General features: G+C 63.0%; 21 protein-coding genes. 9 read left to right on the top strand and 12 right to left on the bottom strand.

Annotated elements, in window-relative coordinates:
- Window positions 1–7 precede the first annotated feature (7 nt).
- The 6 genes from AC1D05_RS10255 to AC1D05_RS10230 are packed head-to-tail and all read right to left on the bottom strand — an operon-like array spanning window position 8 to window position 7119.
- Entirely contained in the window at window positions 8–967 is a 960-nt protein-coding gene (locus AC1D05_RS10255; RefSeq protein WP_477440542.1) for an ABC transporter ATP-binding protein, read from the bottom strand.
- Window positions 964–1935 carry an ABC transporter permease gene (locus tag AC1D05_RS10250; protein WP_477440540.1) on the bottom strand — a complete coding sequence of 324 codons (972 nt, stop codon included), beginning with the start codon at window positions 1933–1935 and terminating at the stop codon, window positions 964–966. Before AC1D05_RS10250 ends, AC1D05_RS10255 begins: the two co-directional genes overlap by 4 nt.
- Entirely contained in the window at window positions 1935–2951 is a 1017-nt protein-coding gene (locus tag AC1D05_RS10245; RefSeq protein WP_477440538.1) for an ABC transporter permease, read from the bottom strand. The genes AC1D05_RS10250 and AC1D05_RS10245 overlap by 1 nt, the downstream gene beginning before the upstream one ends.
- Window positions 2952–2973: 22 nt before the next feature.
- Complete coding sequence (locus AC1D05_RS10240; protein WP_477440536.1) at window positions 2974–4635, bottom strand: ABC transporter substrate-binding protein; 1662 nt, start codon at window positions 4633–4635, stop codon at window positions 2974–2976.
- An 18-nt stretch (window positions 4636–4653) separates the two neighbouring features.
- Window positions 4654–5556: a proline iminopeptidase-family hydrolase gene (locus tag AC1D05_RS10235; RefSeq protein WP_477440534.1), complete on the bottom strand. Its 903-nt coding sequence runs from the start codon at window positions 5554–5556 to the stop codon at window positions 4654–4656.
- Window positions 5557–5610: 54 nt separating this feature from the next.
- The gene (locus AC1D05_RS10230) at window positions 5611–7119 is read right to left on the bottom strand and encodes a leucyl aminopeptidase (RefSeq protein ID WP_477440532.1); all 1509 of its coding nucleotides are present in this window, start codon (window positions 7117–7119) and stop codon (window positions 5611–5613) included.
- Between the two features lie 260 nt (window positions 7120–7379).
- Here AC1D05_RS10230 and AC1D05_RS10225 point away from each other — a divergent pair, with 260 nt between their 5' ends.
- Together AC1D05_RS10225 and AC1D05_RS10220 are read left to right on the top strand one after the other, a co-directional pair.
- On the top strand, window positions 7380–8282 hold the full coding sequence (locus tag AC1D05_RS10225; protein WP_477440530.1) for a LysR substrate-binding domain-containing protein: 903 nt from the start codon (window positions 7380–7382) through the stop codon (window positions 8280–8282).
- A 196-nt stretch (window positions 8283–8478) separates the two neighbouring features.
- Window positions 8479–9936, top strand: a complete 1458-nt coding sequence (locus AC1D05_RS10220) for an NCS1 family nucleobase:cation symporter-1 (protein ID WP_477440528.1) — start codon at window positions 8479–8481, stop codon at window positions 9934–9936.
- Between the two features lie 129 nt (window positions 9937–10065).
- On the opposite strand, the gene AC1D05_RS10215 is transcribed toward AC1D05_RS10220, so the two are convergent.
- From AC1D05_RS10215 to tpiA, 5 genes are all read right to left on the bottom strand, one after another.
- Window positions 10066–10605: a DUF1697 domain-containing protein gene (locus AC1D05_RS10215; protein ID WP_477440526.1), complete on the bottom strand. Its 540-nt coding sequence runs from the start codon at window positions 10603–10605 to the stop codon at window positions 10066–10068.
- A gap of 83 nt (window positions 10606–10688) precedes the next feature.
- Window positions 10689–12326 (bottom strand): CTP synthase, encoded by a 1638-nt coding sequence (locus AC1D05_RS10210; protein ID WP_475450740.1) that lies wholly within the window; start codon window positions 12324–12326, stop codon window positions 10689–10691.
- A gap of 241 nt (window positions 12327–12567) precedes the next feature.
- Complete coding sequence (locus tag AC1D05_RS10205) at window positions 12568–13695, bottom strand: L,D-transpeptidase (RefSeq protein WP_477440524.1); 1128 nt, start codon at window positions 13693–13695, stop codon at window positions 12568–12570.
- Window positions 13696–13906: 211 nt separating this feature from the next.
- Window positions 13907–14383: a preprotein translocase subunit SecG gene (secG, locus tag AC1D05_RS10200; protein WP_477440522.1), complete on the bottom strand. Its 477-nt coding sequence runs from the start codon at window positions 14381–14383 to the stop codon at window positions 13907–13909.
- Window positions 14384–14550: 167 nt separating this feature from the next.
- Window positions 14551–15321, bottom strand: coding sequence for a triose-phosphate isomerase (gene tpiA / locus AC1D05_RS10195; RefSeq protein WP_477440520.1), 771 nt, complete (start codon window positions 15319–15321; stop codon window positions 14551–14553).
- Between the two features lie 143 nt (window positions 15322–15464).
- Here tpiA and AC1D05_RS10190 point away from each other — a divergent pair, with 143 nt between their 5' ends.
- From AC1D05_RS10190 to AC1D05_RS10170, 5 genes are read left to right on the top strand one after another with little or no spacing between them, the layout of a single operon-like run.
- Window positions 15465–17357 (top strand): SurA N-terminal domain-containing protein, encoded by a 1893-nt coding sequence (locus AC1D05_RS10190; protein WP_477440519.1) that lies wholly within the window; start codon window positions 15465–15467, stop codon window positions 17355–17357.
- On the top strand, window positions 17354–18364 hold the full coding sequence (gene trpD, locus AC1D05_RS10185; protein ID WP_477440517.1) for an anthranilate phosphoribosyltransferase: 1011 nt from the start codon (window positions 17354–17356) through the stop codon (window positions 18362–18364). Before AC1D05_RS10190 ends, trpD begins: the two co-directional genes overlap by 4 nt.
- A 3-nt stretch (window positions 18365–18367) precedes the next feature.
- On the top strand, window positions 18368–19180 hold the full coding sequence (gene trpC, locus AC1D05_RS10180) for an indole-3-glycerol phosphate synthase TrpC (protein ID WP_477440515.1): 813 nt from the start codon (window positions 18368–18370) through the stop codon (window positions 19178–19180).
- Between the two features lie 2 nt (window positions 19181–19182).
- Entirely contained in the window at window positions 19183–19665 is a 483-nt protein-coding gene (gene moaC / locus AC1D05_RS10175; protein WP_477440513.1) for a cyclic pyranopterin monophosphate synthase MoaC, read from the top strand.
- On the top strand, window positions 19665–20870 hold the full coding sequence (locus tag AC1D05_RS10170) for a molybdopterin molybdotransferase MoeA (RefSeq protein ID WP_477440511.1): 1206 nt from the start codon (window positions 19665–19667) through the stop codon (window positions 20868–20870). Before moaC ends, AC1D05_RS10170 begins: the two co-directional genes overlap by 1 nt.
- A gap of 46 nt (window positions 20871–20916) precedes the next feature.
- On the opposite strand, the gene AC1D05_RS10165 is transcribed toward AC1D05_RS10170, so the two are convergent.
- Window positions 20917–21747 carry an alpha/beta hydrolase gene (locus tag AC1D05_RS10165; protein ID WP_477440509.1) on the bottom strand — a complete coding sequence of 277 codons (831 nt, stop codon included), beginning with the start codon at window positions 21745–21747 and terminating at the stop codon, window positions 20917–20919.
- A 315-nt stretch (window positions 21748–22062) separates the two neighbouring features.
- On the opposite strand from AC1D05_RS10165, the gene AC1D05_RS10160 reads away from it, so the two are divergent.
- On the top strand, window positions 22063–23688 hold the full coding sequence (locus tag AC1D05_RS10160; protein WP_477440507.1) for an AMP-binding protein: 1626 nt from the start codon (window positions 22063–22065) through the stop codon (window positions 23686–23688).
- A complete protein-coding gene (gene kynA / locus AC1D05_RS10155) occupies window positions 23685–24521 on the top strand; it encodes a tryptophan 2,3-dioxygenase (RefSeq protein ID WP_477440505.1) in 837 nt (278 codons plus the stop codon). The genes AC1D05_RS10160 and kynA overlap by 4 nt, the downstream gene beginning before the upstream one ends.
- Window positions 24522–24526: the final 5 nt, after the last annotated feature.

Genomic DNA, 24526 nt, shown 5'->3' with positions numbered 1-24526 from the left:
GATGCGCTCATGCCTGTGCCACCCGGAAGCATGCCGCGGCATGGGTGCCGATACCAAGGTCGGGCTTGCCGGTCACGCAGGGTTCGTAGTGGACCGGGCAGCGTGGACCGAAGGCACAGCCTTGCGGCAAGCGCAGCAGCGACGGCGGCGAACCGGGAATGGCCGGCAGGCGGCGCGGCTTTTCACCGGTCAGCGGCGGGATAGAACCGAGCAGCGCACGCGTGTAGGGATGTCGCGGGTCGGAAAAAAGCTCCATGCGGCTGCCGCGTTCCACCACGCGACCGGCATACATGACCATCACCCTGTCGGCGAGTTCGGACACCACGCCCATATCATGCGTGATGAATACGACCGCCGACTTGTGCGTCGCGCGCAGCTTGCGCACGAGGTCGAGAATGCCGGCCTGCACCGTGACATCGAGCGCCGTGGTCGGCTCGTCCGCCACCAGCAGCGCCGGATTGCACGACAGGGCCATGGCGATCACCGCGCGCTGCCGCATGCCGCCCGAAAGCTGGTGCGGATAGCGTGACATCGCCTCGTGCGGGTTGGGAAAATTCACCTCGGCCAGCAGTTCTTCGACGCGCTCCATCGCCTTGGCCTTGCTGATGTTGCGATGCGCGCGGATCTGTTCGGCGATCTGCCAGCCGATCGTGTAGACCGGCGTCAGCGCCGTCATTGGATCTTGGAAGATCATCGCGATCTCGTTGCCGCGCAGCCGCCTCAGCTCGCGCGGTGGTAATCCGACAAGCTCGCGGCCTTTGTAGCGGATCGAGCCTTCGATGACCGCGTTAGGATCGGTGATGAGGCCCATCACGGCCAGCAGCGACACCGTCTTGCCGGAACCGGATTCGCCGACGACACCGAGGATCTCGCTTTCCTCGAGGTCGAAGGAGACGCCGTCGATGGCCCGCACCAGACCGCCATCGGTGCGGAAGGATACTTTGAGGTCGCGCACCGACAGTATCATGATGTCCTCAGGCGCGGGTCGAGAAGGATGTAGACGAAATCGACGACCGCATTGGCGACCACCACGAACATGGACGCATACATCACCGTCGCCATGATCATCGGAAGATCGAGGTTCTGCAGCGCGTCGTAAGTGAGCTTGCCGATGCCGTTCAGCCCGAACACTACCTCGGTCAAAAGGGCTGAGCCGCCCACCAGGGCGCCGAAGTCGAGACCGAACAAGGTTACAAAGGCGATGAGCGACGTGCGCAAGGCATGGCGCAGCAGGATTCGGGTCTCCGACAGGCCTTTGGCCCGGGCGGTGCGGATGAAGTCTTCCTGCAGGGATTCGATGATCGCCGCGCGCAACACACGTCCGTAGATGCCGATATAGAGAATGGCCAGCGTGATCCACGGAATGACCAGTGTCAGGAACCAGCCTTTCGGATCGTCGGAGAAATTCTTGTAACCGAGCGGCGGCACCCAGGAGAACGCCCAGCTGTCGTGGTAGCGGCTTTGAGTGATCAGGTTCATCACCTCGCCCAGCCAGTAGACCGGCATGGAAATGCCAAGCAGCCCCAGCGCCATCAGAAGCTTGTCCAGCCAGCTGCCGCGGGTGGCGGCGGCAACGATGCCGATGATGATGGAGACAACCACCCACAGGATCGCCGCCCCGAAGACCAGCGAGAGCGTGACGGGAATGGAATCCATCACCGCCGGCACCACCTTCCAGCCTCGATTGACGAAGGAGGTTAGGTCGCCGGTGACGAAGATCTTCTCCATCATCTTCACATATTGCACGTAGAGCGGCCGGTCGAAGCCAAAACTGTGGCGCACCGCTTCCAGCACTTCGGGTGATGCATTGCGGCCGGCAATGCGCGCCGCCGGGTCGGCGCCCGGCGTCGCGAAAAAGATCAGGAAGACGATGACCGAGATGCCGAACATGACGAACAGCATCTGACCGAACCGGCGCAGGATGGCGTAAAGCATCAGTCGCGCCCCAGCCGGACCTTGGAGCGTGGGTCGAGCGCGTCGCGCAGGCCATCGCCGAAGACATTGAGCGCCATGACGGAAACCGCGATCGCCAGGCCCGGCACCAGCGCCACCAGCGGCCTGGTGTAAAGCAGCGCCTGCCCGTCCTGGATGATGGTGCCCCAGCTGGCGGCCGGCGGCTGCACGCCGATCGACAGGAAGGAAAGTGCCGATTCCGTCAGCATGTTCAGCGCCATCATCAGCGGCACGAAGACGATGAGCGTGGTGGTGATGTTGGGCAGGATATCGCGCCACAGGATGCGCCATCCCGGCACGCCCAGATTGATCGCGGCGAACACGAATTCGCTGTGTCGCAGCGACAGAACCTGCCCGCGTATCGGCCGCGCCACATAGGGCACGTAGACGATGCCGATGATGATGATCGGCAGCCAAAGGCTGCCGGACTCGATCTCGATCGGTCCGATCCTGATGCCTTGCGCGATGGTGACGATGGAAAGCGAAATCGCCAGTAGGTAGATCGGAAACGCCCACAGCACGTCCAGCAAGCGCGACAGCACCGTATCGGTGATGCCGCCGAAATAGCCGGCGATCAATCCCGCTGCCGTGCCGATGATCAGCGTGAAGACGGTGGCCGCCCCGGAGATCAGCAGCGAGCTCAGCCCGCCATAGAGCATCCTGGCCATGACGTCGCGCCCCTGGCTGTCGGCGCCAAGGAAGTAGTTGCCGAGCCGCCAGGTGGGGCCGAGCGGCGTGTAGCCAAGCCCGAGCCCCTCTGTCGACTGTTCCATCACCGGAACGTCGGCGCCGTCGATCTGGATGACGGCGTCGAGCGTCGAGGCGAACGGGTCCACGCCGGCCCATTTCGCGTAGAGAGGCGCACTGAGGCAGGCAAGCACGATGAGGAGGAACACGGCCAGGGATGCCATGGCAGCCCTGTCCGTTGCCAGCTTCGCAAAGGCGACGGCCCAGGGCCCTCGCGTCTTGCGCGGCATGGCGACAGCTTGGTTCGACACGGACGTGTCCCTCCGCAGCTCGTTACTGCACCCAGGACTGGGTGATCATCCAGTTGAACTGCCGGTTGAACTTGAAATTGCCAACCCGTTTGCTGACGAAGTCAAGCCGCTTCGGCGTGAAGAGGCCGACGGCCGGCGCCTTGTCCGTGATCTGCCTGTCGATTTCGGCCCACATCTTGTCGGCGGCTTTCTGGTCGGTGACACCGAGGTCCAGCGCCTTCTGCATCTTGGCGTCGATGTCCTTGTCACAGAAACCGGCGATGTTGATCGAAGCATCCGAACCTTCACGGAAGGAGGCGCAGCTGAACAGGATGTTCAGGAAGTCGGAAGCCGCTGGATAGTCCTTGTACCATTGGGTGACCGACATCTGCACCTTGTTGTTGGTGTTCTGGATGTAGGTGAACTGGATGTTGGACGAGATCGGCTTGACGTCGGCGACATAGCCGATGGTGGTCAGCACGCTCTGCAGATAGACGCCGATGGACCGTGAAATGGCGGTGTCCTCGACGATGATCGTCACCTTCTGGCCCTTGGTGCCGGATTCCTCGACGAGCTGCTTGGCCTTGTCGAGATCGGGCGCCGACCATTTGGCACCGGGGTTCTTGGTGAAGGGGCAATAATCTTCATGACCGGGGAAATCCGGCGGCAGGACCTGGCAGACCGGCGAAGCCAGCACCTTGCCGCCGAACAGCTTGACCAGTGTGTTGCGGTCGATCGCATAGGCAACAGCCTGGCGGGCCTTTTCGTTGTCGAACGGAGCGAGGCGGTTGTTCAGCGGCGCGTACCACCATGCCGAAAGCGGCGAGATGTGCAGCTGATCCATGGACTTGCTGCCAAGTTCGCCCAGGCGGTCACTCGGCAGCGCGTCGAACATCCAGTCCGCTTCGCCGTTTTGGATCGCCGTGACGGCTGCTTCCTCGGACAGGCCGAAATCATATTGTACGACATCCGGGTAACCGTCCGGCTGCGCATCCTCGCTCCACTGCTTGAAATTGGGGTTGCGGGACACCGTCATGCCCTTGTTGGGGTCGAAGGCGGAGATCATGTAGGCGCCGGTGCTGGGAATGGGCTTGGAACCCATGTCTTCGGCGGGCGTATCCGCCGGCAGCACCACGGCATGCGGCAAGGCAAGCTTGTAGAGGATCTCGGCGTCGGGCTTGGTGAGATTGAGGGTGATGGTCCCGGCGGCTTCATCGCCGACAACGCCACCGTCCAGCGTGCAGCTCTTGGTGTCGGCCAGGCATTTGTCGGCGCCGACGATGCCGGCATAGAAGGTGCCGGAGGTCGGCCCGGAAACCTTGAAGATGCGCTGGAAGGACGCGACAACGTCCTTCACGCCAAGATCCTGGCCGCTGGAGAACTTGATGCCCTTGCGCAGCTTGAAGGTGAAGGTCTTGCCGTCATTGCTGACCTGCGGCAGCGCCTCGGCGAGGTCGGGAACGATGGTGAAGCCGTCCATGCCCTCGGCCTTGCGAAAGGCCACCAGGCCGTCATAGATCGGCTGGTACATCTGCCAGCCCTGGTCGGTGTAGTTGATGTGCGGATCGAGCGTTCCCGCTGCCGAGCGGGCCAGAAGACGGATGGTGCCGCCTCGGTGTTCTTTCAGATATTCGGCCTGCGCCGGAGCCAGCCATGAGCCGGCCAGCAATGCCGCGGCTGACGCCGCAAAAAGCAGTTTCTTCATGTCTTAGTTCCCCTTTTTTCAGTTGTCGTTGTCGTCCAGGAAGTCACCCACCAGCCGCATGCACGCCTCTTGCTCCTCGACATGCGGCATGTGGCTGGAATGCTCGAATATCTCCCAATGCGATCCTTTGATGCCGTCCTTGAACGGCTGCACGGTCGCTGGCGTGGCCTCGTCATAGCGACCTGATATGATCAGTGTCGGAACATCGACGGCCGACAGGCGCTCGACGATGCTCCAATTCTTCAGCGTTCCGATGACGTGGAACTCGTTCGGCCCATTCATCAGATGATAGACGGTCGGATTGCGCGCGATCTGGGCGAAGGTCTCCGTCACTTCGGGCGGGAAAGGCACGCGGCAGACATGCCGTTCGTAGAACCGCATCGTGGCTTCCTGGTAGGCCGGATCGTCCGTCGTGCCGGCCTGCTCGTGCCGGGTCAGCGTCTCCTGCACATCCCCAGGCAGGTCGGACCGCAACCGGTTGGCCTCTTCGACCCACAGCTTCATCGAGGCCGGCGAGTTGGCGATGGTCAGCGACTTCAGACCCTTCGGCCGCGTGACCCCATATTCGGCGCCCAGCATGCCGCCCCAGCTTTGGCCCAGCACGTGGAAACCCGCGCGGATGCCGAGATGATCGACGAGGTTTTCAAGCTCGTCGATGAAGAGTTTGGGCGTCCAGAAATCGGCACCTTTTTCGGGCAACAAAGTGGAATTGCCGCATCCCAGTTGATCGTAGTGGATGACGGCACGGCCTCGTCGGGCGAGCAGTTTGTAGGCATCGACGTAGTTGTGGGCGGCGCCTGGCCCGCCATGCAGGATCACCACCGGGGCCTTGTCGGCATCGAGGTCGCCGCTGACCCGATACCAGGTCTCGTAGCCGCCGAAGGTGGCCCGCCCTTCCCTGCCAATGATCTCAGACGACATTCCGATTTCCCATCCCGTTTGAACGCATCTCGTGTTGTCCGTAACAGCAGCCGCCTAGTTCACCCTGGCCTGCACCCACTCTTCCAGCATCTGCACGCCGAAGGCCGTGGCGCCCTGCCTGCCGAGCGGCCGATCGGCGTCGGCCAACTCCTTGCTGGCGATGTCGAGATGGACCCAGGGTCGGTCCTCCGTGAAATGGCGCAGGAAGGCCGCCGCATAGGGAGCGTCGCCATCCTCCATGTCCTTGGCGTGGTGCCGCAGATCGGCGAATGGCGATTGCAGACCCTCATCGTAGGCACGGTCGAGCGGCAGCCGCCAGAATCGCTCGCCGACCGTTTCACCGGCCGCGATCATCTGCGACGCGATGGCATCGTCTGTGCTGAACAGGCCAGCGAATATCGATCCGAGGCCGCGCGTCACCGAATAGGTCAGCGTCGCCAGATCGACGATCACCGACGGATTGAAGCGCGTGGCCGCATAATGCAGGCAGTCGGCCAGAAGCAGGCGTCCTTCCGCATCCGTGTCGAACACTTCCACGGTCTGGCCCGAGGCCGTCGTGATGATGTCGCGCGGCTTGAGCGCGGTGCCCGACGGCATGTTCTCGGCGATGCCAAGGATGCCGACAGCGTGTACCGGGCTGCCTTGCCGGGCGAGCGCGATCAGCAGGCCGACGACAGCCGCCGCGCCGCCCATATCGGCCTTCATGTCGAACATCTGCTCGCCGCGCTTGATGCAGAGGCCGCCCGAATCGAAACAGACGCCCTTGCCGACGAAGGCGAGCGGTTGAGAAGGAGCACCCTTGCCGCGATAGCGCAGGACAGCGACCCTTGGCGGTCGTACCGAGCCGGCGCCAACGGCCAGCAGCGCGTTCATGCCGAGCTCTTTCAACTGCGTGGCATCGAGCATTTCGATGTCGATGCCGGCTTCGCGAAGCGGCTCCAGATGATCGTGGAAATTGTCGGGATGGAGATGGTTCGGCGGCAAATTGACCAGCGTGCGCGCATATTCGACGCCGTCCGCAATGGCATTGATCCGCGCCAGCGCAGGGGCCAGCTCCGCGCTGACTGCCCCGATCAGTTGCACCCGCAAGGTCCGATCCGAGCCCGCGCCCTGGCGCCGGTTGCGCATGTCGAAACGATAGCGCCGCAGCCGCATGCCCAGCGCGACGCGCGCCAGGATTTCAGCTGCGGGCAGGTCGATACCGGCGATGGGGTCGAAGACAAGCGTGGCCGCGCATTCGCACTTGGCTTCCAGATGCGCGGCAAGCAAACCGCCGGCGCGCGCCAGTGACAGGGCGTTTACGGCTTCGGCTTTGCCCAGGGCCAGGACGATCACGCGCCGAGCCGATACGCCCTGCGGGGCAATGAGATCGATGCAGGCGCCGGATTCGGCCAAGGTGGCCGGGTCGGAGCAGGCACGGGACAGAATTCCGTTCATTTCCGCGTCCAGTGCAGCTGCCCGGGGGCCAAAGCCTGTATGGGCAGTTTGCAAGATCACGACGACAGAGGCTTCCGCAGAAATCTCGTCCGCCGCTTCAAAGACCGGCACTGGCGATTGAGGCATAGACTGACATTCTCCCATTTGCCGATGACCCCGGCCTCGGCGCAGCGTGGATCATGCGCAAAGCTTCGCCTGCCCCCGGCAGGACCCGTGAAGCCGGTCGCGCCGTTGGTGGAATGGTGAAGAAGTTCCCGGATAGTCGTTTTCTTGAGGCGACTTAGTTGCTCTTGCCTCTTGGGTATCCCCGAACAGGGCGAGCGATCAAACGCCAATTTTGCCCAAGTCGATTGACAAAAACTCAATCGACAATTCATGATCGGCCAATGGCCCTACCCTCACTCAACGGCATGCGCGCTTTCGAGGCCGCCGCACGTCTCGGCAGCGTCAAGGATGCAGCCGAGGAATTGCACCTGACGCCCTCTGCCATCAGCCGCCACATCCGTGCACTTGAAAGAAATCTCGGCCAGGATTTGTTCGAGCGCGGCTTTCGCCAGATAACGCCGACCATCCGGGGCTCTTACTATGCGCGCAGCCTCTCCGAAGCGTTCGAGGCCATCTGGCGCGCCACCGACGATGTCAGCCTCGCCGATGGCCCGAGCCACAGCAGGACCCGACGCGTCCGGGTCTTGTGCGTGCCGGCCGTTCTGAACCTTTGGTTGGCGGACCGGTTGCCGAACTTTCGCCGGCTGCATCCAACGGTAGAGCTGGAGATCTCGACCTCGGGCAAGCGCGCCAACTTCGATTTGGCCATCGTCGACGAGTTCGTCTACAAGGCCGGCCCCGCCCTGACGCTGCTGATCCCGCTGGTCCTGACGCCGGTCTGTGCGCCCTCGCTGCTCGAAGGGCCGGTGCCGTTGCGATCGCCCGCCGACCTGGTCAACCACCACCTGATCCATGAATGCGAGACCATGAGATGGAAGCGTTGGCTGGAGCAGGAAGGCGTTTTGGACACGACGCCAAAATCAAGCACAACGCTGGATGATTGCACGCTGATCATGCGCGAGGCGATCAATGGCGCCGGAATTGCGCTCGCCGACACGATGATGGCACAGGATTTTCTGCAGCAAGGCAAACTTGTCGCCCCGTTTCCTGCCCGCCACACCTATCCGGCCGGCATCTACCTGCACCAGCGTCGCAGCATCGGCAACAAGCCGGGCACCGGCCTGTTTCAGGATTGGCTGTTGTCCGAAGTCGAGGACCACAAGCGGGTGATGGCCATCGCGTAGACGGTTGCAATCCGAATCACCGACCACCCCGTTCAACAGTGGCCCACCGTTGCGCCCCCTCGATAATCGCGGTTCGCATTGAATATCTTTAAGGTCAAAGCCGGCAAATGGATCCGTTGCCGGTTCCCCTGCGTCAGGCTTAACCTGCACGGCCATCGCGTGGAGGCGCGCGGCCAATCAAGGGGAGGACATTGCAGTGACCATAGAAGGCGCATCGCCTGATCTGTACAACGAGGATCTCGCTCCGGCCAAAGTTCGAAACTGGGGACCGTTTTCGATCTTCAACGTCTGGACATCGGACGTCCACAGCCTGTGGGGCTACTATCTCGCCGCCAGCCTGTTTCTGTTCTGCGGCGGTTTCGTCAACTTCATCATCGCCATCGGCATCGGCTCGCTGATCATCTATGTGCTGATGAACATGGTCGGTTATGCCGGCGTGAAGACCGGCGTGCCCTACCCCGTGCTTGCCCGCGCTTCGTTCGGCATATGGGGCGCCAACATACCGGCCCTGGTGCGCGCCATCGTCGCCTGCTTCTGGTACGGCGCACAAACCGCTGCCGCATCGGGCGCCATCGTCGCGCTGCTGATCCGCTCGCAATGGTTCGCCGATTTCAACGCCAACACGCATTTCCTTGGCCATTCCGGGCTGGAAGTGATCTGCTTCGTCGTCATCTGGGCGCTGCAGCTGCTGATCATCCAGAAGGGCATGGAAACGGTGCGCCGCTTCCAGGACTGGGCGGGACCCGCGGTCTGGGTGATGATGCTGCTCCTGGCGGTCTATCTCTGCGTCAAATCCGGGACCTTCGCCTTTACCAGCGACATTCCGATGGACGTGCTCCTGGATAAGACCAAGGATGCCGGCGTGCCGGGCACGCCGGGCTCATGGACTGCGCTGTTTGCGGTGGCCGCGATCTGGGTGACCTATTTCTCGGCGCTCTATCTCAACTTCTGTGATTTCGCCCGCTATGCGCCCGACCAGGCGTCGCTGCGCAAAGGCAACATCTGGGGCCTGCCGGTCAACCTCATCCTGTTTTCGATGGTCGCCGGCGTCACCACCATTGCCGCCTACGACGTCTATCATGAGGTACTGCTGCACCCTGACCAGATCTCGGCCAAGTTCGACAGCTGGTTCCTGGCCGCGCTCGCTGCCTTGACCTTCGCGGTTGCCACGCTGGGCATCAACGTCGTCGCCAACTTCGTGTCGCCGGCCTTCGATTTCTCCAACGTCTTCCCGCGTCAGATCGACTTCAAGAAGGGTGGTTATATCGCGGCCGTGATCGCGCTGCTGCTCTACCCCTTCGCGCCGTGGGATGGCGGCGCCGCGCATTTCGTCAACATCATCGGCGCGACGATGGGACCGATCTTCGGCGTCATGATGGTCGACTACTATCTGATCCGCAAAAGCGAGGTCGACGTCGAGGCGCTCTATCGCGAGGACGGCGAATTCCGATTCCAGGGCGGCTGGCACGTCAATGCCTTCATCGCCGCCGGCATCGGCGCCATCTTCTCGTCGATCCTGCCCAACTTCACCAACTGGCTGCCGTCCTGGTGGGGAGTCTATGGCTGGTTCTTCGGCGTCGCCATTGCCGGTATCATCTACTACGTGCTGCGCACCGCTGCCGTGAGTGCGGGCGCCAAGACGGCGAAGGCCTAAACAAGGGAATAAGGCAGTAGGGCAGTAAGTGAGTAGGGGAATAGGGGGTCTACTGCCCTACTGCCCTACTGCCCTACTGCCCTACTGCCCTACTGCCCTACTGCCGTATTGCCCTACTGCCGTATTGCCCTACTGCCCTACCATCTCAGCCAGCTTGCGCACCGTGTTCCAGTTGCGCGACGTGCCGATGCCGAGGCGTTTGTGGTTCATTGCCGCGAGCAGCCGTGACGTTGGCCTCTCGCGCGAGAAGACAACCCAGATGTCGCCGGCGGAAGGCAATACCTTCTCGTCCTCGGCGGCATAGGCTTGCAGCGCCGCGACGCCCTCCACGGGCGCTGGTTTGCGCATCACCCGCACAGCCACCTGGTCGCCAGCTTCAGCCGAATCGGCCGGAAACGGATTGCCGGCGGCAAGCTTAAGCCAGCCCTCGGCAGTGCGCACGATGATGTCGACATGGCGGCCGAAGGTTTGTTCGAAAGCCGTTTCCAGCCGATGTTCCAGCTTGCCGATATCGGTCGCCCGCGCCTCGAAAACCAGATTGCCGGTCGCCACCAGCGTGCGGACATTCCTGAGGCCAAGGCCTTCCGCCATCGCCTTGAGGTCCGACATGACGACCCGGCGCCCCTCGCCCAGGATGATGCTGTAGAGGAGCGCGACATAGGTCTCCATGAGCGGCCTCGCCTGAGCAATTCCAGGAAAAGTGTGAAACGGTTTTCCGTCCGGAATTGCGTCAAAACAAAAGGGTAGAGCGCCTAGACCAGGCGCGACTGCTCCACCGCCGCCTCGATGAAGCTGGCGAACAGCGGATGCGGATCGAGCGGCCGGCTCTTCAGCTCGGGGTGGTACTGCACGCCGATGAACCAGGGATGGTCGGGATATTCGACCGTCTCCGGCAGCACGCCGTCAGGCGACATGCCGGCAAACACCAGGCCGCAATCCTCAAGCCGCTCCTTGTAGTCGATATTGACCTCGTAGCGATGGCGGTGGCGCTCGGAAATCTGGGTGTCGCCATAGATGTCGGCGATCTTCGAGCCCTTGGCGAGCTCGGCCTGATAGGCGCCCAGCCGCATCGTGCCACCGAGATCGCCGGTCTCGCGGCGCTTCTCCAGCATGTTGCCTTTCAGCCATTCCGTCATCAGACCGACGACCGGCTCGTTGGTTGGGCCGAATTCGCTCGAAGAGGCGTGCTCGACGCCGGCCAGCGAGCGCGCCGCCTCGATGCAGGCCATCTGCATGCCGAAGCAGATGCCGAAATACGGCACCTTGCGCTCACGCGCGAACTTCGCCGCCAGGATCTTGCCTTCGGAGCCACGCTCGCCAAAGCCGCCGGGAACCAGGATGCCATGCACCTTTTCCAGCCACGGCGTCGGATCTTCCTTTTCGAAGATCTCCGATTCGATCCAGTCGAGCTTGACCTTGACGTGGTTGGCCAGGCCGCCATGCGAAAGCGCCTCGATCAACGATTTGTAGGCGTCCTTGAGGCCGGTATATTTGCCGACGATGGCGATGGTCACCTCGCCTTCCGGATTGTGGATGCGGTCCGAGACCTTCTGCCATGGCTCCATGCGCGGCTTCGGCGCCGGATCGATGCCGAAGGCGGCCAGCACCTCCGAATCAAGCCCCTCCTTGTGGTAGGCCATCGGCACGTCATAGATGTGCGGCACGTCGAGCGCCTGGATGACGGCACTCTCCCTGACATTGCAAAACAGCGACAGTTTGCGGCGCTCTTCCTTGGGAATGGCGCGGTCCGCGCGGACCAGCAGGATGTCGGGCGCAATGCCGATACCGCGCAGTTCCTTGACCGAGTGCTGGGTCGGCTTGGTCTTCAGTTCGCCCGCCGTCGGGATGTAGGGCATCAAGGTCAGATGCACATAGACGGCATTGTTGCGCGGCAGATCATTGCCGAGCTGGCGAATCGCCTCGAGGAACGGCATCGCCTCGATGTCGCCCACCGTGCCGCCGATCTCGCACAGCACGAAATCATAGTCGTCATTGCCGTTGAGGACGAAATTCTTGATCTCGTCGGTGACGTGCGGAATGACCTGCACGGTCGCGCCGAGATAGTCGCCGCGCCGCTCGCGTTCGATGATGTTCTTGTAGATGCGGCCGGTGGTGATGTTGTCCTGCTGGTTGGCCGAGCGGCCGGTGAAGCGCTCATAGTGGCCAAGATCGAGGTCGGTTTCGGCACCATCATCGGTAACGAACACCTCGCCGTGCTGGTACGGCGACATCGTGCCGGGATCGACATTGAGGTAAGGGTCGAGTTTTTTGATGCGTGCGCGATAGCCTCGCGCCTGCAGGAGAGCCCCAAGGGCCGCTGCGGCAATGCCTTTTCCAAGTGAGGAAACCACGCCGCCTGTGATGAATACATATCGCGCCATGGGAGTCATCGCTTAACGCGGCCGGATTGATTCCGCCAGAGAAAAAACCACCGCGAAGGCTTTTTCCCAAGAAGGCGCTTGGACCAGGATCCCGAAACGTGGAATCCGGTTTTCTCAGGCAAACGGTTTCCGTTTGTCTCGAACAAACGGTTTCCGTTTGTCCAGGGATCACGACCGAACAGGCTTGGTCGTGAACGGGCAAAACAAAAGGGCCGGCTGAGCCGGCCCTTTCGGCATGATGATGAAAACGTCAGATGATGACGACTTTGGTGCCAACCCTGACGCGGCTGTAGAGGTCGATGACGTGGTCGTTCATCATGCGGAAGCAGCCATTGGAGGCACTGGTGCCGATCGACTGCGGCGCGATGGTGCCGTGGATACGCAGATGGGTGTCCTTCTTGCCGTCATAGAGGTAGATGGCGCGCGCGCCGAGCGGGTTCTGGCCACCGCCGGGCATGCCGTCCTTGTACTGGGCGTAGTGCTTGGGCTCACGCTTCTGCATGTCGAGCGTCGGGATCCAGCGCGGCCATTCCTGCTTGTCGCCGACGGCAACCGTGCCCTTGAACTGCAGGCCCTCACGGCCGACCGCGATGGCGTAGCGACGCGCGGTGGTCGATGATTCGACGAGATAGAGGCGGCGCGCACTGGTGTCGATGACGATGGTGCCGGCATCGTAGCCGGTGAATTCCACGTCCTGAGGGACGAATTCCGGCTTCACCTTGAACGGCTTCTTGGCGTTTTTCTGGGCGAGTGCCTGGTCGAGCGCGCGCGTCTCGGGCAGGTAGCTGATCGATGAGCCGGACGAGGTCCCACCAAAAAGGCCGGCGAACAGACCGCCACTCGACTGCTTCTGGCCGCCGATGACCTCGCTGCGCAGTTCGCCATTGTTGCCGGTCAAGGCGACATTCATCGCCTCGGCCGGGAGCGGCTCGGCCGACTGGATCGGCGTGATCGGTTCAATCGGCTCGATGATTTTGGTGGTCTTCTTGGCCGGCTTGGCGTCGGCCACTTCGGTCGCCGGGGCGCTCTGGCCCTTCTTGGCCAGGAACGCCTGCCGGTCCGCTTCGGCCCTGGCCTTGGCCGCCTCGCGCATCGCCAGCTTCCTGGCTTCCAGCGCCTTGGCCTTGGCGTCTTCCTTGTCGGCAACGATCTTGGCCTCGATCTTCTTGATCTGGGCGAGATCGTCCGGTGTCGGGTTCTTCTTCTTCTTGAGAAGCCTCAACTGCGCCGCATCACTTTTGGTGGCTGCGACAGGGATTGCATCGGTTCTGTCGACCGACTGATTGGCGACCATATTGGCCGGCATACCGGCGAAAGCCGGGGAACTGAGGCCGAGTGCGGCGCAAAGTCCCAGGAAAATGAAGCTGCGAAGCTGCATGGCGAAGATCCGATCGTTCAATGCTTGTTGCCCACGGCGTCGCCCGGCGTCCCCCAAGGACACCGAAAATGCCGCGTGCAATCTATAGTCGAATAAGCGCGGATGCCTCAAGCGTGGGACCGCGCTGCTGGGCGTTGAATCTTCGTGATCGCGCAGCATTTGCCGCGACTGTGTTCAAACGATCACAGATCGCGGCTTGGAAAAGCAGTGGTTACTGGTTCGGGACCTGCGGTGCCGCTGGCGCGGTGTTGGTGGTGCCGTTGCTTGCCGGCGGCGTCGAGCCCGAGGCGGGCGCGGTGGCCGGAGCTGTTGCCGGAGGCTTCGCCGCGGCGTCATTGCCGGACGGCGGCGTCGGCGTGGTGGTGCCGGCGGGCGCCGGGGTCGTCGTGCCCGGCAACTGGTTGAGCACGCCCTTGCCGGCGCCGTCCGAAGTCGCGGGAACGCGGTCGAGAATGTCGATCGGCTTCTCGCCATAGCGGGCAATGATCGACAAGGTCAGCGACGTCACGAAGAAAGCCGCCGCCAGGATCGCCGTCGCCCGCGTCAAAGCGTTGGCGGCGCCACGTGCGGTCATGAAGCCCGATCCACCACCAATGCCAAGGCCGCCGCCTTCGGAGCGTTGCAGCAGCACCACGCCGACGAGGGCGAGCACGACCATGAGATGGATGACGATCAGTACGGTTTGCATAGTTTATCCTGGCAAGGCCTTGCCCGGCCGCGGACACGACCGGTGAATTGGAGGCGGCTCAATACAATGCTTTCACGGCATTTCCAAGCCCGTGGCCGGAATATGGGAAGCAACGCGCCCTTTGCAACGAATTTGGACGGGATGAGCCCCGTCCATCCTCGTGGATATCAGCTCGAAATGCTGCGATAGGCTTCGGCGATACCGAGGAAATCGGCGGCTTTCAGGCTGGCGCCACCGACCAGCGCGCCATCGACGTTCCTGACGCCCAGCAATTCCACCGCGTTGGACGGCTTGACCGAGCCACCATAGAGAATGCGCACTTTGGCAGCGATGGCGCCGAGCTTTTCCGCCAGCTTTTCGCGGATATGCGCATGCGCTTCGGCCACATCGGTGGCGGTCGGCGTCAGGCCAGTGCCGATCGCCCATACCGGCTCATAGGCAATGATGGTGTTGGATGGCGTAGCACTCGGCGGCACCGAGCCGGCGACCTGGCGCGACAGCACGTCGAGCGTGGCGCCCGCTTCACGCTGTTGCTGCGTCTCGCCGATGCAAACGATGGCCACCAGCCCGGCACGCCATGCGGCGGCAGCCTTGGCCTGGACCGTCGCATCGTCCTCGCCGCGTTGTTCACGGCATTCGGAATGGCCGACAATGACGTGGCTCGCGCCTGCGTCCTTCAGCATCTCGGCCGAGATGCAGCCGGTGTAGGCGCCGCTCTCCTTGGTATGGCAGTCCTCGCCGCCGGCATGGACCGGCGTGCGCGACAGAATCTCCGCGGCATGGGAAAGCAGCGTCGCGGGAACGCAGACCAGGGCCTCGGTCTCGGCGTCGAGCCCGCTCATGAAGCCGTTGCCGATCATCCTGAGCTCGTTCAGCGAGGCGCTGGTGCCGTTCATTTTCCAGTTGCCGGCGACAAGCGGGCGAATTCCTGGCGTCATGGTCTGCTTCTCCGGGCAATATCAAGCTCTGGCCCTCACTACCAAAATCAGGCCACAAAGCAATCGACAGTGGGCCGGAAGGGCGCTATTGCGCTTGTTTCAAACTCGGCGCATCCGAAAATGCGCATAAATCGGAAGTAACGATGCTTGGTGTATTGAGAAGCGCGGCGGGTACCTGGGTCGCGAAGACATTGCTTTCGCTGCTGGTGGTCAGTTTCGCCGCCTGGGGCATCTCCGGGAAGCTGATGGGCGGTTTTGCCGGCCACGATTCGGTAATAATAGCGGGTGGCACCAAGGTATCGATCAACGAGTATCGCCTCGCCTATGATCGCCAGTTGGCTGTCATGTCGCAGCAGTTCGGCCAGCGCCTTACCCATGAGCAGGCAAAGGCGCTCGGCATCGACAATACGGTTCTGTCGCAGCTGGTCTCCGGTGCCGTTCTCGACGAACAGGCCCGCAAGCTTGGCCTCGGCCTGTCCAAGGATCGGCTGGCCGAGCTGACGCGTGAGGATCCGGCATTCAAGGGCCCAGGCGGCCAGTTCGACAGAAGAACATTCGAGTACATGCTGCGCCAGGTCGGCATGCGGCCCGAGGATTATCTGAAGAACCGCGCCCAGGTGGCGGTGCGCCAGCAGATCGTCGAGGCGGTCTCGGACGGCCTCAAGGCGCCGGACACTTTCTTCAAGGCGGTCGCGCTCTATCGCGGCGAGGACCGCACCGTCGACTATCTGCCCTTGCCAAAGACGCTCGTCGAGCCGATCGAGGCACCGAGCGACAGCGTGCTTCAGGCCTATTTCGAGGCCAACAAGAAAACCTACGCAGCACCTGAATACCGCAAATTCTCCTATGTCCGCCTCGAGCCGGTGGACATCATGGATCCGACCGCCGTCACCGACCAACAGGTGAGCGACGACTACAACAAGAACAAGGGCCGCTACACCACGCCCGAATTGCGCACCATCGAACAGCTTGTGTTCAAGACGCCGGATGCGGCCAAGGCAGCGTTTGATTCGCTCAAGGCTGGCGCCACCTTCGAAAAGCTGGTGACCGCCGAAGGCAAGACCCCGGCCGACACGCTGCTTGGCACGCTCGCCAAGGACAAGATCGCCGACAAGGCGGTTGCCGATGCCGCTTTCGCGCTCAATGCCAATGAAGTCAGCCAGGTCGTTCAGGGCACCTTCGGTCCGGTGCTGCTGCGCGTCACCGAGATCAAGCCCGAGGTGGTGAAGCCACTCGCTGAAGTGTCCGATCAGATCCGCAAGGACCTGGCGCTGGGCGAGGCAAGCCGCGTCCTTTTGGATGTGCATGACAGTTACGAAGACACACGCGCCTCCGGCAGTTCGCTGGCCGATGCGGCGGCCAAGCTGAAGTTGAAGGACATCACCATCGACGCCATCGATCGCAGCGGCATCAGGCCGGACGGCTCCATCGTCAAGGACCTGCCGGAATCGCCGGAGCTGATCAAGGCGGTCTTTGACGCCGAACCCAACACCGAAAATGAAGCGCTGACCACGGCCGACAACGGCTTCATCTTCTATGAGGTCGCTTCGATCACACCGGCTCGCGACCGGACGCTGGATGAAGTCCGCCAGAAAGTCGTGGCCGACTGGACGGCGGCGGAGACGACCAAGCGGCTCGCCGCCAAGGCGAGCGAACTCGAAAAGCGGCTCAAGGACGGCGCCACGCTCGACGTCATCGCCGGTGAGCTCAAGCTGGAGAAGCAGACCAAGCGCGGCCTGAAGCGCGAAGCCGACGATGCCGATTTCGGCAAGGAAGGTGCTGCAGTGATGTTCGGCGTCGGCGAAGGCGGCACCGGGTTGATCCCCTCGCCCACCGGCGACGGACAGATCCTGTTCAAGGTCGCCGAAGTGTTCGAACCCGCCGGGGCCGATGCCAGCTCGGTGCCGGATGAGGCGCAGAAATCCTTCACCTCCGGCATGTCGGACGATCTGCTCGACCAATTGGTGGCGCAGTTGCAGACGCAGTATGACGTCCGCGTCGACCAGGCCGCCGTTGCCCAAGCCTCGACAAGATGAGCGCGCTGAAAACCCATATCGCCAAAGTCGCGGCCGGCTCGGCGCTTTCGTTCGAGGAGGCGCGCGAGGCCTTCGACATCATCATGTCGGGCGACGCGACCCCCGGACAGATCGGCGGCTTCCTGATGGCGCTGCGCGTGCGCGGCGAGACGGTGAGCGAGATTTCAGGCGCTGTCGCCACGATGCGGGCCAAGATGCTTCGCGTCGAGGCGCCGGCCGGCGCGATCGATATCGTCGGCACCGGGGGCGACAATTCCCACAGCGTCAACATTTCGACCGGGTCGGCCTTCGTCATCGCCGGCAGCGGTGTACCGGTCGCCAAGCACGGCAATCGTGGCCTGTCCTCGCTGACCGGTGCCGCCGATGTCCTGATCGCGCTCGGGGTCAAGATCGACATTCCACCGGAAACGATCGGTCGCTGCATCCACGAAGCCGGCGTCGGTTTCATGTTCGCGCCCGCGCACCACCCGGCGATGAAACATGTCGGTCCGACCCGCGTCGAACTCGGCACCCGCACCATTTTCAACCTGCTCGGGCCGCTCTCCAATCCGGCTGGCGTCGTCAGGCAGATGGTCGGTGTGTTCCTGCCGGAATGGATCATGCCGGTGGCCGAGACATTGAAGGCGCTGGGGACAGAGCATGCCTGGGTAGTTCATGGCGACGGCTATGACGAAATCACCACCACGGGCGAGACTCATGTCGCGGAACTGGTTGGCGGCGAGATTCGCAGCTTCACGCTGACCCCGGAAGAGGTCGGACTGAAGCGCCATGCCAAGGACGAGCTGCGCGGCGGTGACGCCGCCTACAACGCCAAGGCGCTGCGCGATATGCTGGGCGGCGCTGCCGGTGCCTATCGCGACACCGTGCTGATGAATGCCGGCGCCGGACTGGTGGTGGCGGGCAAGGCGACGACGCTTGGCGACGGCATCGCGCTCGCCGCGCAAGCCATCGACAGCGGCCGGGCGTTGCAGGTGCTCGATCATCTGGTCGAAATTTCAAACGGGTGAACCGTGTCTGACATTCTGCGCAAGATCGAGGCCTACAAGCGCGACGAGATCGCGGCGGCCAAGGCGCGCGTGCCGCTGGCCGAGATCAAGGCGCGCGCAAAAGACGCCGACGCACCGCGCGGCTTTCTCGCGGCACTCGAGGCCAAGCGCAGATCGGGCAACTTCGCCCTGATCGCCGAAATCAAGAAGGCGAGCCCGTCCAAGGGGCTGATCCGTGCCGATTTCGATCCACCGGCATTGGCGCAGGCCTATGAGAAAGGCGGCGCCGCCTGTCTTTCGGTGTTGACCGATGCGCCATCCTTCCAGGGCGCGCCGGAGTTTCTCACCAAGGCTCGCGCAGCCGTCGCCCTGCCCGCGCTGCGCAAGGATTTCCTGTTCGATCCCTATCAGGTCTACGAGACGCGCGCCTGGGGCGCGGATGCCATCCTGATCATCATGGCCAGCGTCGATGATTCCCTGGCGAGCGAATTGGAAGCGACGGCATTCGAACTCGGCATGGACGCGTTGATCGAGGTGCATGACGAGGCCGAGACGTTGCGCGCGATAAAGCTGTCGTCGCGGCTGATCGGCATCAACAACCGCAATCTGAGAACGTTCGAAACCAGCCTCAAAACCTCGGAGCGGCTGGCGCCGATGGTGCCTGGCGGCCGCCTGCTGGTCAGCGAGAGCGGTATTTTCACCCATGACGACTGCCTCAGGATGCAGAAGACCGGCATCGGCACCTTCCTCGTCGGCGAGAGCCTGATGCGGCAAGAGGATGTCACCGCGGCCACGCGCCTGCTTTTGACGGGCAAGGCGGCAGCCGAGGTGGCCTGACGATGACATCAGCCCTCACCCATCTCGGCGCGCAGGGCGAGGCCAACATGGTCGATGTCGGCGACAAGGAAGAGACGACGCGAACCGCGATCGCCGAGGGGTTCGTTTCGATGCAGCCCGAGACCTTGAAGACCATTCTCGCCGGCAATGCCAAAAAAGGTGACGTGCTCGGTACCGCGCGCATCGCCGGAATCATGGCGGCGAAGAAGACGCATGAACTGATCCCGCTCTGCCATCCGCTGCTTCTGACCAAGGTTTCCGTCGACATCGAGCCCGACCATGCGCTGCCCGGCCTGAAAGTCACCGCGCTGGCGCGTGTCACCGGCAAAACCGGCGTCGAGATGGAAGCGCTGACCGCTGCGTCGGTCGCCTGCCTGACCATTTACGACATGGCCAAGGCCGTGGACCGCGCCATGGTCATCTCCGGCATCCGGCTGGTCGAAAAGACCGGTGGCAAGTCGGGCGACTACAAGGTGGGCGCCTGATGGCGCTGGTTCCGGTCGCGGAGGCGCTCGAACGCCTGCTGAATGGTGCAGCACCTCTGGCCGGCGAAAGTGTTCCCCTGTTCGAGGCGGTCGATCGTGTGCTGGCGGAGCCTGTCGCGGCGCTGCGCACCCAGCCGCCCTTCAATGCTTCGGCCATGGACGGCTATGCCACACGCGCAGCCGATGTCGCGTCGGTGCCGTCGCGACTTTCGGTGATCGGCATGGCGCCGGCCGGGCGCGGCTTTGACGGCTCCGTCGGCGAGCGCCAGGCGGTGCGCATCTTCACCGGCGCGCCGCTGCCTGAAGGCGCCGACACCATCGTCATCCAGGAAAACGTCCGGGATCTTGGAAGCGGCAATATCGAAGTGGTCGAACCAACCGCGGAGTGGCGCAACATCCGCCGCATCGGTCTCGACTTTTCCAAAGGCGACGTGTTGCTGGAAAAAGGCCGCTTGCTCGACCCGGCGGCGCTTTCGCTGGCAGCATCTGCCAACCATCCCACGGTCACTGTGGTCAGGCGACCGCTGGTCGCCATCATCGCCACCGGCGACGAGTTGTTGCCGCCGGGCAGCGAGCTCGGGCCGGACCAGATCATCTCGTCCAACGCTTATGGCGTCGCCGCTGCCGCGCAATCGGTCGGCGCTCGTGCCCTCGATCTCGGCATTGCCGCCGATCGTAAGGAGGCAATTGCCGCACTGGTGCAAAAAGCGGTCGCGGCCGGTGCGGATGTCATCGTCACGCTTGGCGGCGCCTCGGTCGGTGACCATGATCTGATCCACGACGTGCTGACCGGCGAAGGCATGACGCTCGGCTTCTGGAAGATCGCCATGCGCCCGGGAAAACCGCTGATGTTCGGCCGCCTCGGCGCCATCAAGTGCATCGGCCTGCCCGGCAACCCGGTGGCGAGCCTGGTTTGCTCGCAACTGTTCCTGAAGCCGCTTCTGGCCAGGCTCGGCGGCCGCAATCATCGCCAGGATATTCGTCCGGCACGATTGGGCGCGGCAATGCACGCCAATGATCTGCGCCAGGATTATGTGCGGGCGGTGGTCAGGGAGGACGATGGCGGGCTGGTGGCGACGCCGTTCAGCATCCAGGATTCCTCGATGCTGAGGATGTTGGCTGACGCTAACGGGTTGGTCGTGCGGCCCCCGTTCGCCCCTGCTTCCGCTGCCGGAGATTCCTGCAGCGTTCTGATGCTGCGCTGAAGCGCCGCCATATAAGCCACTGATAATATGTAAAAAATGATCTCGGCTATTCCGAGATCAAGGTTCGCGTCAGTGCATGCGCCGGATCGGCAAGCCCATCGACAATGTCGTAGTGATGCCGGTCGGGCTCGACGACGGCGCTGGTGGTGGCGCCAAGGCCGGTCCAGATATTGGCCAGCAAAGCATTCTGGCGCAGGAACTCCGAGCGCTCACCGCCGCCGACCCAGCAAGTGATGCGAACGCCATCCATGGGGCGCAGCAGCGCCGGGCTTTCCGCCAAGGCTTCGGGCTCATCGATTGCCAATGCCGCATTGTGGCCGGTGAACATAAGTGGACGCAGGTCATGCAGGCCTGAAATCGAGACGACGTGGCGTATGCGCCGGGCAACATCGGTGGCCAGCGGCGTGGATGTGGTCACCATGCGGCTGGCGAGATGGCCGCCGGCCGAATGCCCGGTGAGCATCAGCGGCCCTTCAACCATGGCCGCCGCCTTGCCGATCGCCGCGCCAATTTCGCGGACGATGCCGGCGATGCGTATGTCCGGGCACAGCGTGTAGGACGGCGTCGCCACGGCAAAGCCGTTGCCGACCGCGCCCTTGGCGAGGTGCGACCAGCCGCTCTTGTCGGACTCCAGCCAGTAGCCGCCATGGATGAACACGACGAGCCCCTTGGGCGCGGCCTCGGGAAGGAAAAGGTCGAACCGATTGCGCGGCCGGTCGCCGTAGGCGATGTCGAAGTGTGCCCGGCCCCGCGCCGACAGTGCGTCACGAAAGGCTTGAGCCGGTTCCGTCCAGGCAGCCGGCCAACGGTCGCTGCCGGCGATATTGGCGCCGTTGGCGTAGGCATTGTCCCAATCGGCAATGCGATGGTCGAGCATCGGCATCCTCCCCGAAGCGGCTTCGTTTCAGCGCTAGCAATGGCCGCCGCCATGCCATGCGTCAATGCTCCAGGCAAAAACATTTTAGGCTTGAAACAAATTTCGACTGGTGCGATCCTGCCTGACGAACAGCTGACAATGGGAGGTCTGCTGTGCTGTCCCGAAACCTGCGGATGTTCATCCTTTCCGGGTGGCGTCGTCGAACAGGTCTAGCTGGCTGCACGAAGCCTCTCGCGAAAAGACGGGAACTTCAGATCCACCACCTCGGACAGGTGCTTCGCGCACTGGCCAGGCAGCAAATGGGATGGCGGCGACATGCTTGGGCCTTCAGCGCATATCGACACGTTCACGCGCGATCATCTGCCGCCGCCGGATCAATGGCCGGATTTCCTGCTCGACGGCTTCGACTATCCCGAACGTCTGAACGCCGGCGTTGAATTGACCGACAGGCTGGTCGAGAAGGGTCTCGGCGACCACACCGCGCTGATCGGCAATGGCCGCCGCCGCACCTACAAGGAACTGTCCGACTGGACGAACAGGTTGGCGCACGCGCTGGTCGAGAACTACGGCGTCAAACCGGGCAACCGGGTGCTGATCCGCTCCGCCAACAACCCCGCAATGGTCGCCTGCTGGCTGGCCGCCACCAAGGTCGGCGCGGTGGTCGTCAACACCATGCCGATGCTGCGCGCCGGCGAGCTCACCAAGATTGTCGACAAGGCCGAAATAACGACCGCGCTTTGCGACACCAGACTGATGGATGAGGTGACCGCCTGTGCCAAGGACAGCGCGTTCCTGAAGCAGGTTATCGGCTTCGACGGCACCGCCAACCATGATGCCGAACTCGATCGCGCCGCCCTCGACAAGCCGGTCACCTTCACCGCCGTCAACACCGGCCGCGACGACGTCGCACTGCTTGGCTTCACTTCCGGCACGACAGGCGTGCCGAAGGCGACGATGCATTTCCACCGCGACCTGCTGATCATCGCCGATGCGTACGCCCACGAGATCCTCCAGGTCACGCCGGACGACATCTTCGTAGGCTCGCCGCCGCTCGCCTTCACCTTCGGCCTAGGCGGGCTCGCCATCTTCCCGCTGCGCTTCGGCGCGGCGGCAACGCTGCTGGAACAGGCGACGTCGCCCAACATGATCCATATCATCGAGACCTACAAAGCGACCATTTCCTTCACCGCGCCGACCGCCTACCGCGCCATGCTGAAGGCCATGGATGAAGGGGCGGATTTGTCATCGCTGCGCGTCGCCGTCTCGGCCGGCGAGACCTTGCCGGCTCCGGTCTTCGAAGAATGGACTGAGAAAACCGGCAAGCCGATCCTCGACGGCATCGGTGCTACCGAGATGCTGCACATCTTCATTTCCAACCGTTTTGACGACATGAAGCCCGCTTCCACGGGCAAGCCGGTGGGCGGCTACGAGGCGCGCATCGTCGACGATGCGATGCGCGAGGTACCGCGTGGCGAGACCGGACGGTTGGCGGTGCGCGGCCCGACCGGCTGCCGCTACATGGCCGACGACAGGCAGAAGGAGTATGTGCGCGACGGCTGGAACCTCACCGGCGACACATTTACCCAGGACGAGGACGGCTTCTTCCATTTCGCCGCACGCTCCGACGACATGATCGTCAGCGCCGGCTACAACATTGCCGGGCCAGAGGTCGAGGCAGCGCTGCTGTCGCATCCCGATGTCGCCGAATGCGCGGTCATCGGCGCCGAGGATGGCGAACGCGGCCAGATCGTCGAGGCGCATGTCGTGCTTGTGCAGGGCGTGGCACCGGATGCGCTGACCGTCAAGCGCCTGCAGGACCACGTCAAGGCGACGATCGCGCCCTACAAATATCCGCGCTCGGTCAAATTCATCGCCGCTTTGCCCAAGACCCAGACCGGCAAGATCCAGCGCTTCCGGTTGCGCACGGAGAAAATCAATTGAGCGAGCCCTACGATCCGGCGTCCGAAGGCGCACAGATGTCGTTCAAGGAACGCATGTCCTACAGCGACTATCTGCACCTGGAAAAAGTCCTGGAGGCTCAGACGCCGCTATCGTCGGCGCATGACGAGATGCTGTTCATCATCCAGCACCAGACCTCGGAACTCTGGATGAAGCTCGCTTTGCATGAGATCGGCGCTGCCATCCGCTCCATCCGCGCCGATCAGCTCGAGCCGAGCTTCAAGATGCTGTCACGCGTCGCCCGCATCTTCGAGCAGCTCAACAACGCCTGGGACGTGCTGCGCACGATGACACCAAGCGAATACACCGAGTTCCGCGATGCGCTCGGCCAGTCCTCGGGCTTCCAGTCCTGGCAGTACCGCGCCATCGAGTTCATGGCCGGCAACCGCAACCTCGCAATGCTCGGGCCGCACAAGCATCGGCCGGACCTGAGCGGCAAGCTGGAGGCGATCCTGGCGGAACCGTCGCTTTACGATGAAGCACTGCTGCTTTTGGCACGCAACGGGTTCGACATCGGTGCCGATGCCAGGCGCACGGACTGGCGTGAGACGCGCACAGAGAATGAAGAGGTCCTGGTCGCCTGGCAGACCATTTATCGCGACCCGCAGCGCTACTGGATGTTCTACGAGCTGGCCGAAAAGCTGGTCGATTTCGAGGACTATTTCCGCCGCTGGCGCTTCAACCACGTCACCACGGTCGAACGCATCATCGGCCTGAAGCGCGGTACCGGCGGCACGTCAGGCGCGTCCTATCTGAAGAAGATGCTCGAGGTCGTGCTGTTTCCCGAACTGTGGACGGTTCGCACCCGGCTATAGTTTTC

It is taken from the genome of Mesorhizobium sp. P2_E9, from assembly GCF_056403815.1.
This window is presented reverse-complemented; position numbering and strand designations above follow the sequence as displayed.

Excerpts from the sequence above, each read along its gene's own strand:
- AC1D05_RS10255 (WP_477440542.1), bottom strand. The coding sequence starts at position 967 with ATGATACTGTCGGTGCGCGACCTCAAAGTATCCTTCCGCACCGATGGC.
- AC1D05_RS10250 (WP_477440540.1), bottom strand. The coding sequence starts at position 1,935 with ATGCTTTACGCCATCCTGCGCCGGTTCGGTCAGATGCTGTTCGTCATG.
- AC1D05_RS10240 (WP_477440536.1), bottom strand. The coding sequence starts at position 4,635 with ATGAAGAAACTGCTTTTTGCGGCGTCAGCCGCGGCATTGCTGGCCGGC.
- AC1D05_RS10235 (WP_477440534.1), bottom strand. The coding sequence starts at position 5,556 with ATGTCGTCTGAGATCATTGGCAGGGAAGGGCGGGCCACCTTCGGCGGC.
- AC1D05_RS10230 (WP_477440532.1), bottom strand. The coding sequence starts at position 7,119 with ATGCCTCAATCGCCAGTGCCGGTCTTTGAAGCGGCGGACGAGATTTCT.
- AC1D05_RS10225 (WP_477440530.1), top strand. The coding sequence starts at position 7,380 with ATGGCCCTACCCTCACTCAACGGCATGCGCGCTTTCGAGGCCGCCGCA.
- AC1D05_RS10215 (WP_477440526.1), bottom strand. The coding sequence starts at position 10,605 with ATGGAGACCTATGTCGCGCTCCTCTACAGCATCATCCTGGGCGAGGGG.
- AC1D05_RS10210 (WP_475450740.1), bottom strand. The coding sequence starts at position 12,326 with ATGACTCCCATGGCGCGATATGTATTCATCACAGGCGGCGTGGTTTCC.
- AC1D05_RS10205 (WP_477440524.1), bottom strand. The coding sequence starts at position 13,695 with ATGCAGCTTCGCAGCTTCATTTTCCTGGGACTTTGCGCCGCACTCGGC.
- secG (WP_477440522.1), bottom strand. The coding sequence starts at position 14,383 with ATGCAAACCGTACTGATCGTCATCCATCTCATGGTCGTGCTCGCCCTC.
- tpiA (WP_477440520.1), bottom strand. The coding sequence starts at position 15,321 with ATGACGCCAGGAATTCGCCCGCTTGTCGCCGGCAACTGGAAAATGAAC.
- AC1D05_RS10190 (WP_477440519.1), top strand. The coding sequence starts at position 15,465 with ATGCTTGGTGTATTGAGAAGCGCGGCGGGTACCTGGGTCGCGAAGACA.
- trpD (WP_477440517.1), top strand. The coding sequence starts at position 17,354 with ATGAGCGCGCTGAAAACCCATATCGCCAAAGTCGCGGCCGGCTCGGCG.
- moaC (WP_477440513.1), top strand. The coding sequence starts at position 19,183 with ATGACATCAGCCCTCACCCATCTCGGCGCGCAGGGCGAGGCCAACATG.
- AC1D05_RS10170 (WP_477440511.1), top strand. The coding sequence starts at position 19,665 with ATGGCGCTGGTTCCGGTCGCGGAGGCGCTCGAACGCCTGCTGAATGGT.
- AC1D05_RS10165 (WP_477440509.1), bottom strand. The coding sequence starts at position 21,747 with ATGCTCGACCATCGCATTGCCGATTGGGACAATGCCTACGCCAACGGC.
- AC1D05_RS10160 (WP_477440507.1), top strand. The coding sequence starts at position 22,063 with ATGCTTGGGCCTTCAGCGCATATCGACACGTTCACGCGCGATCATCTG.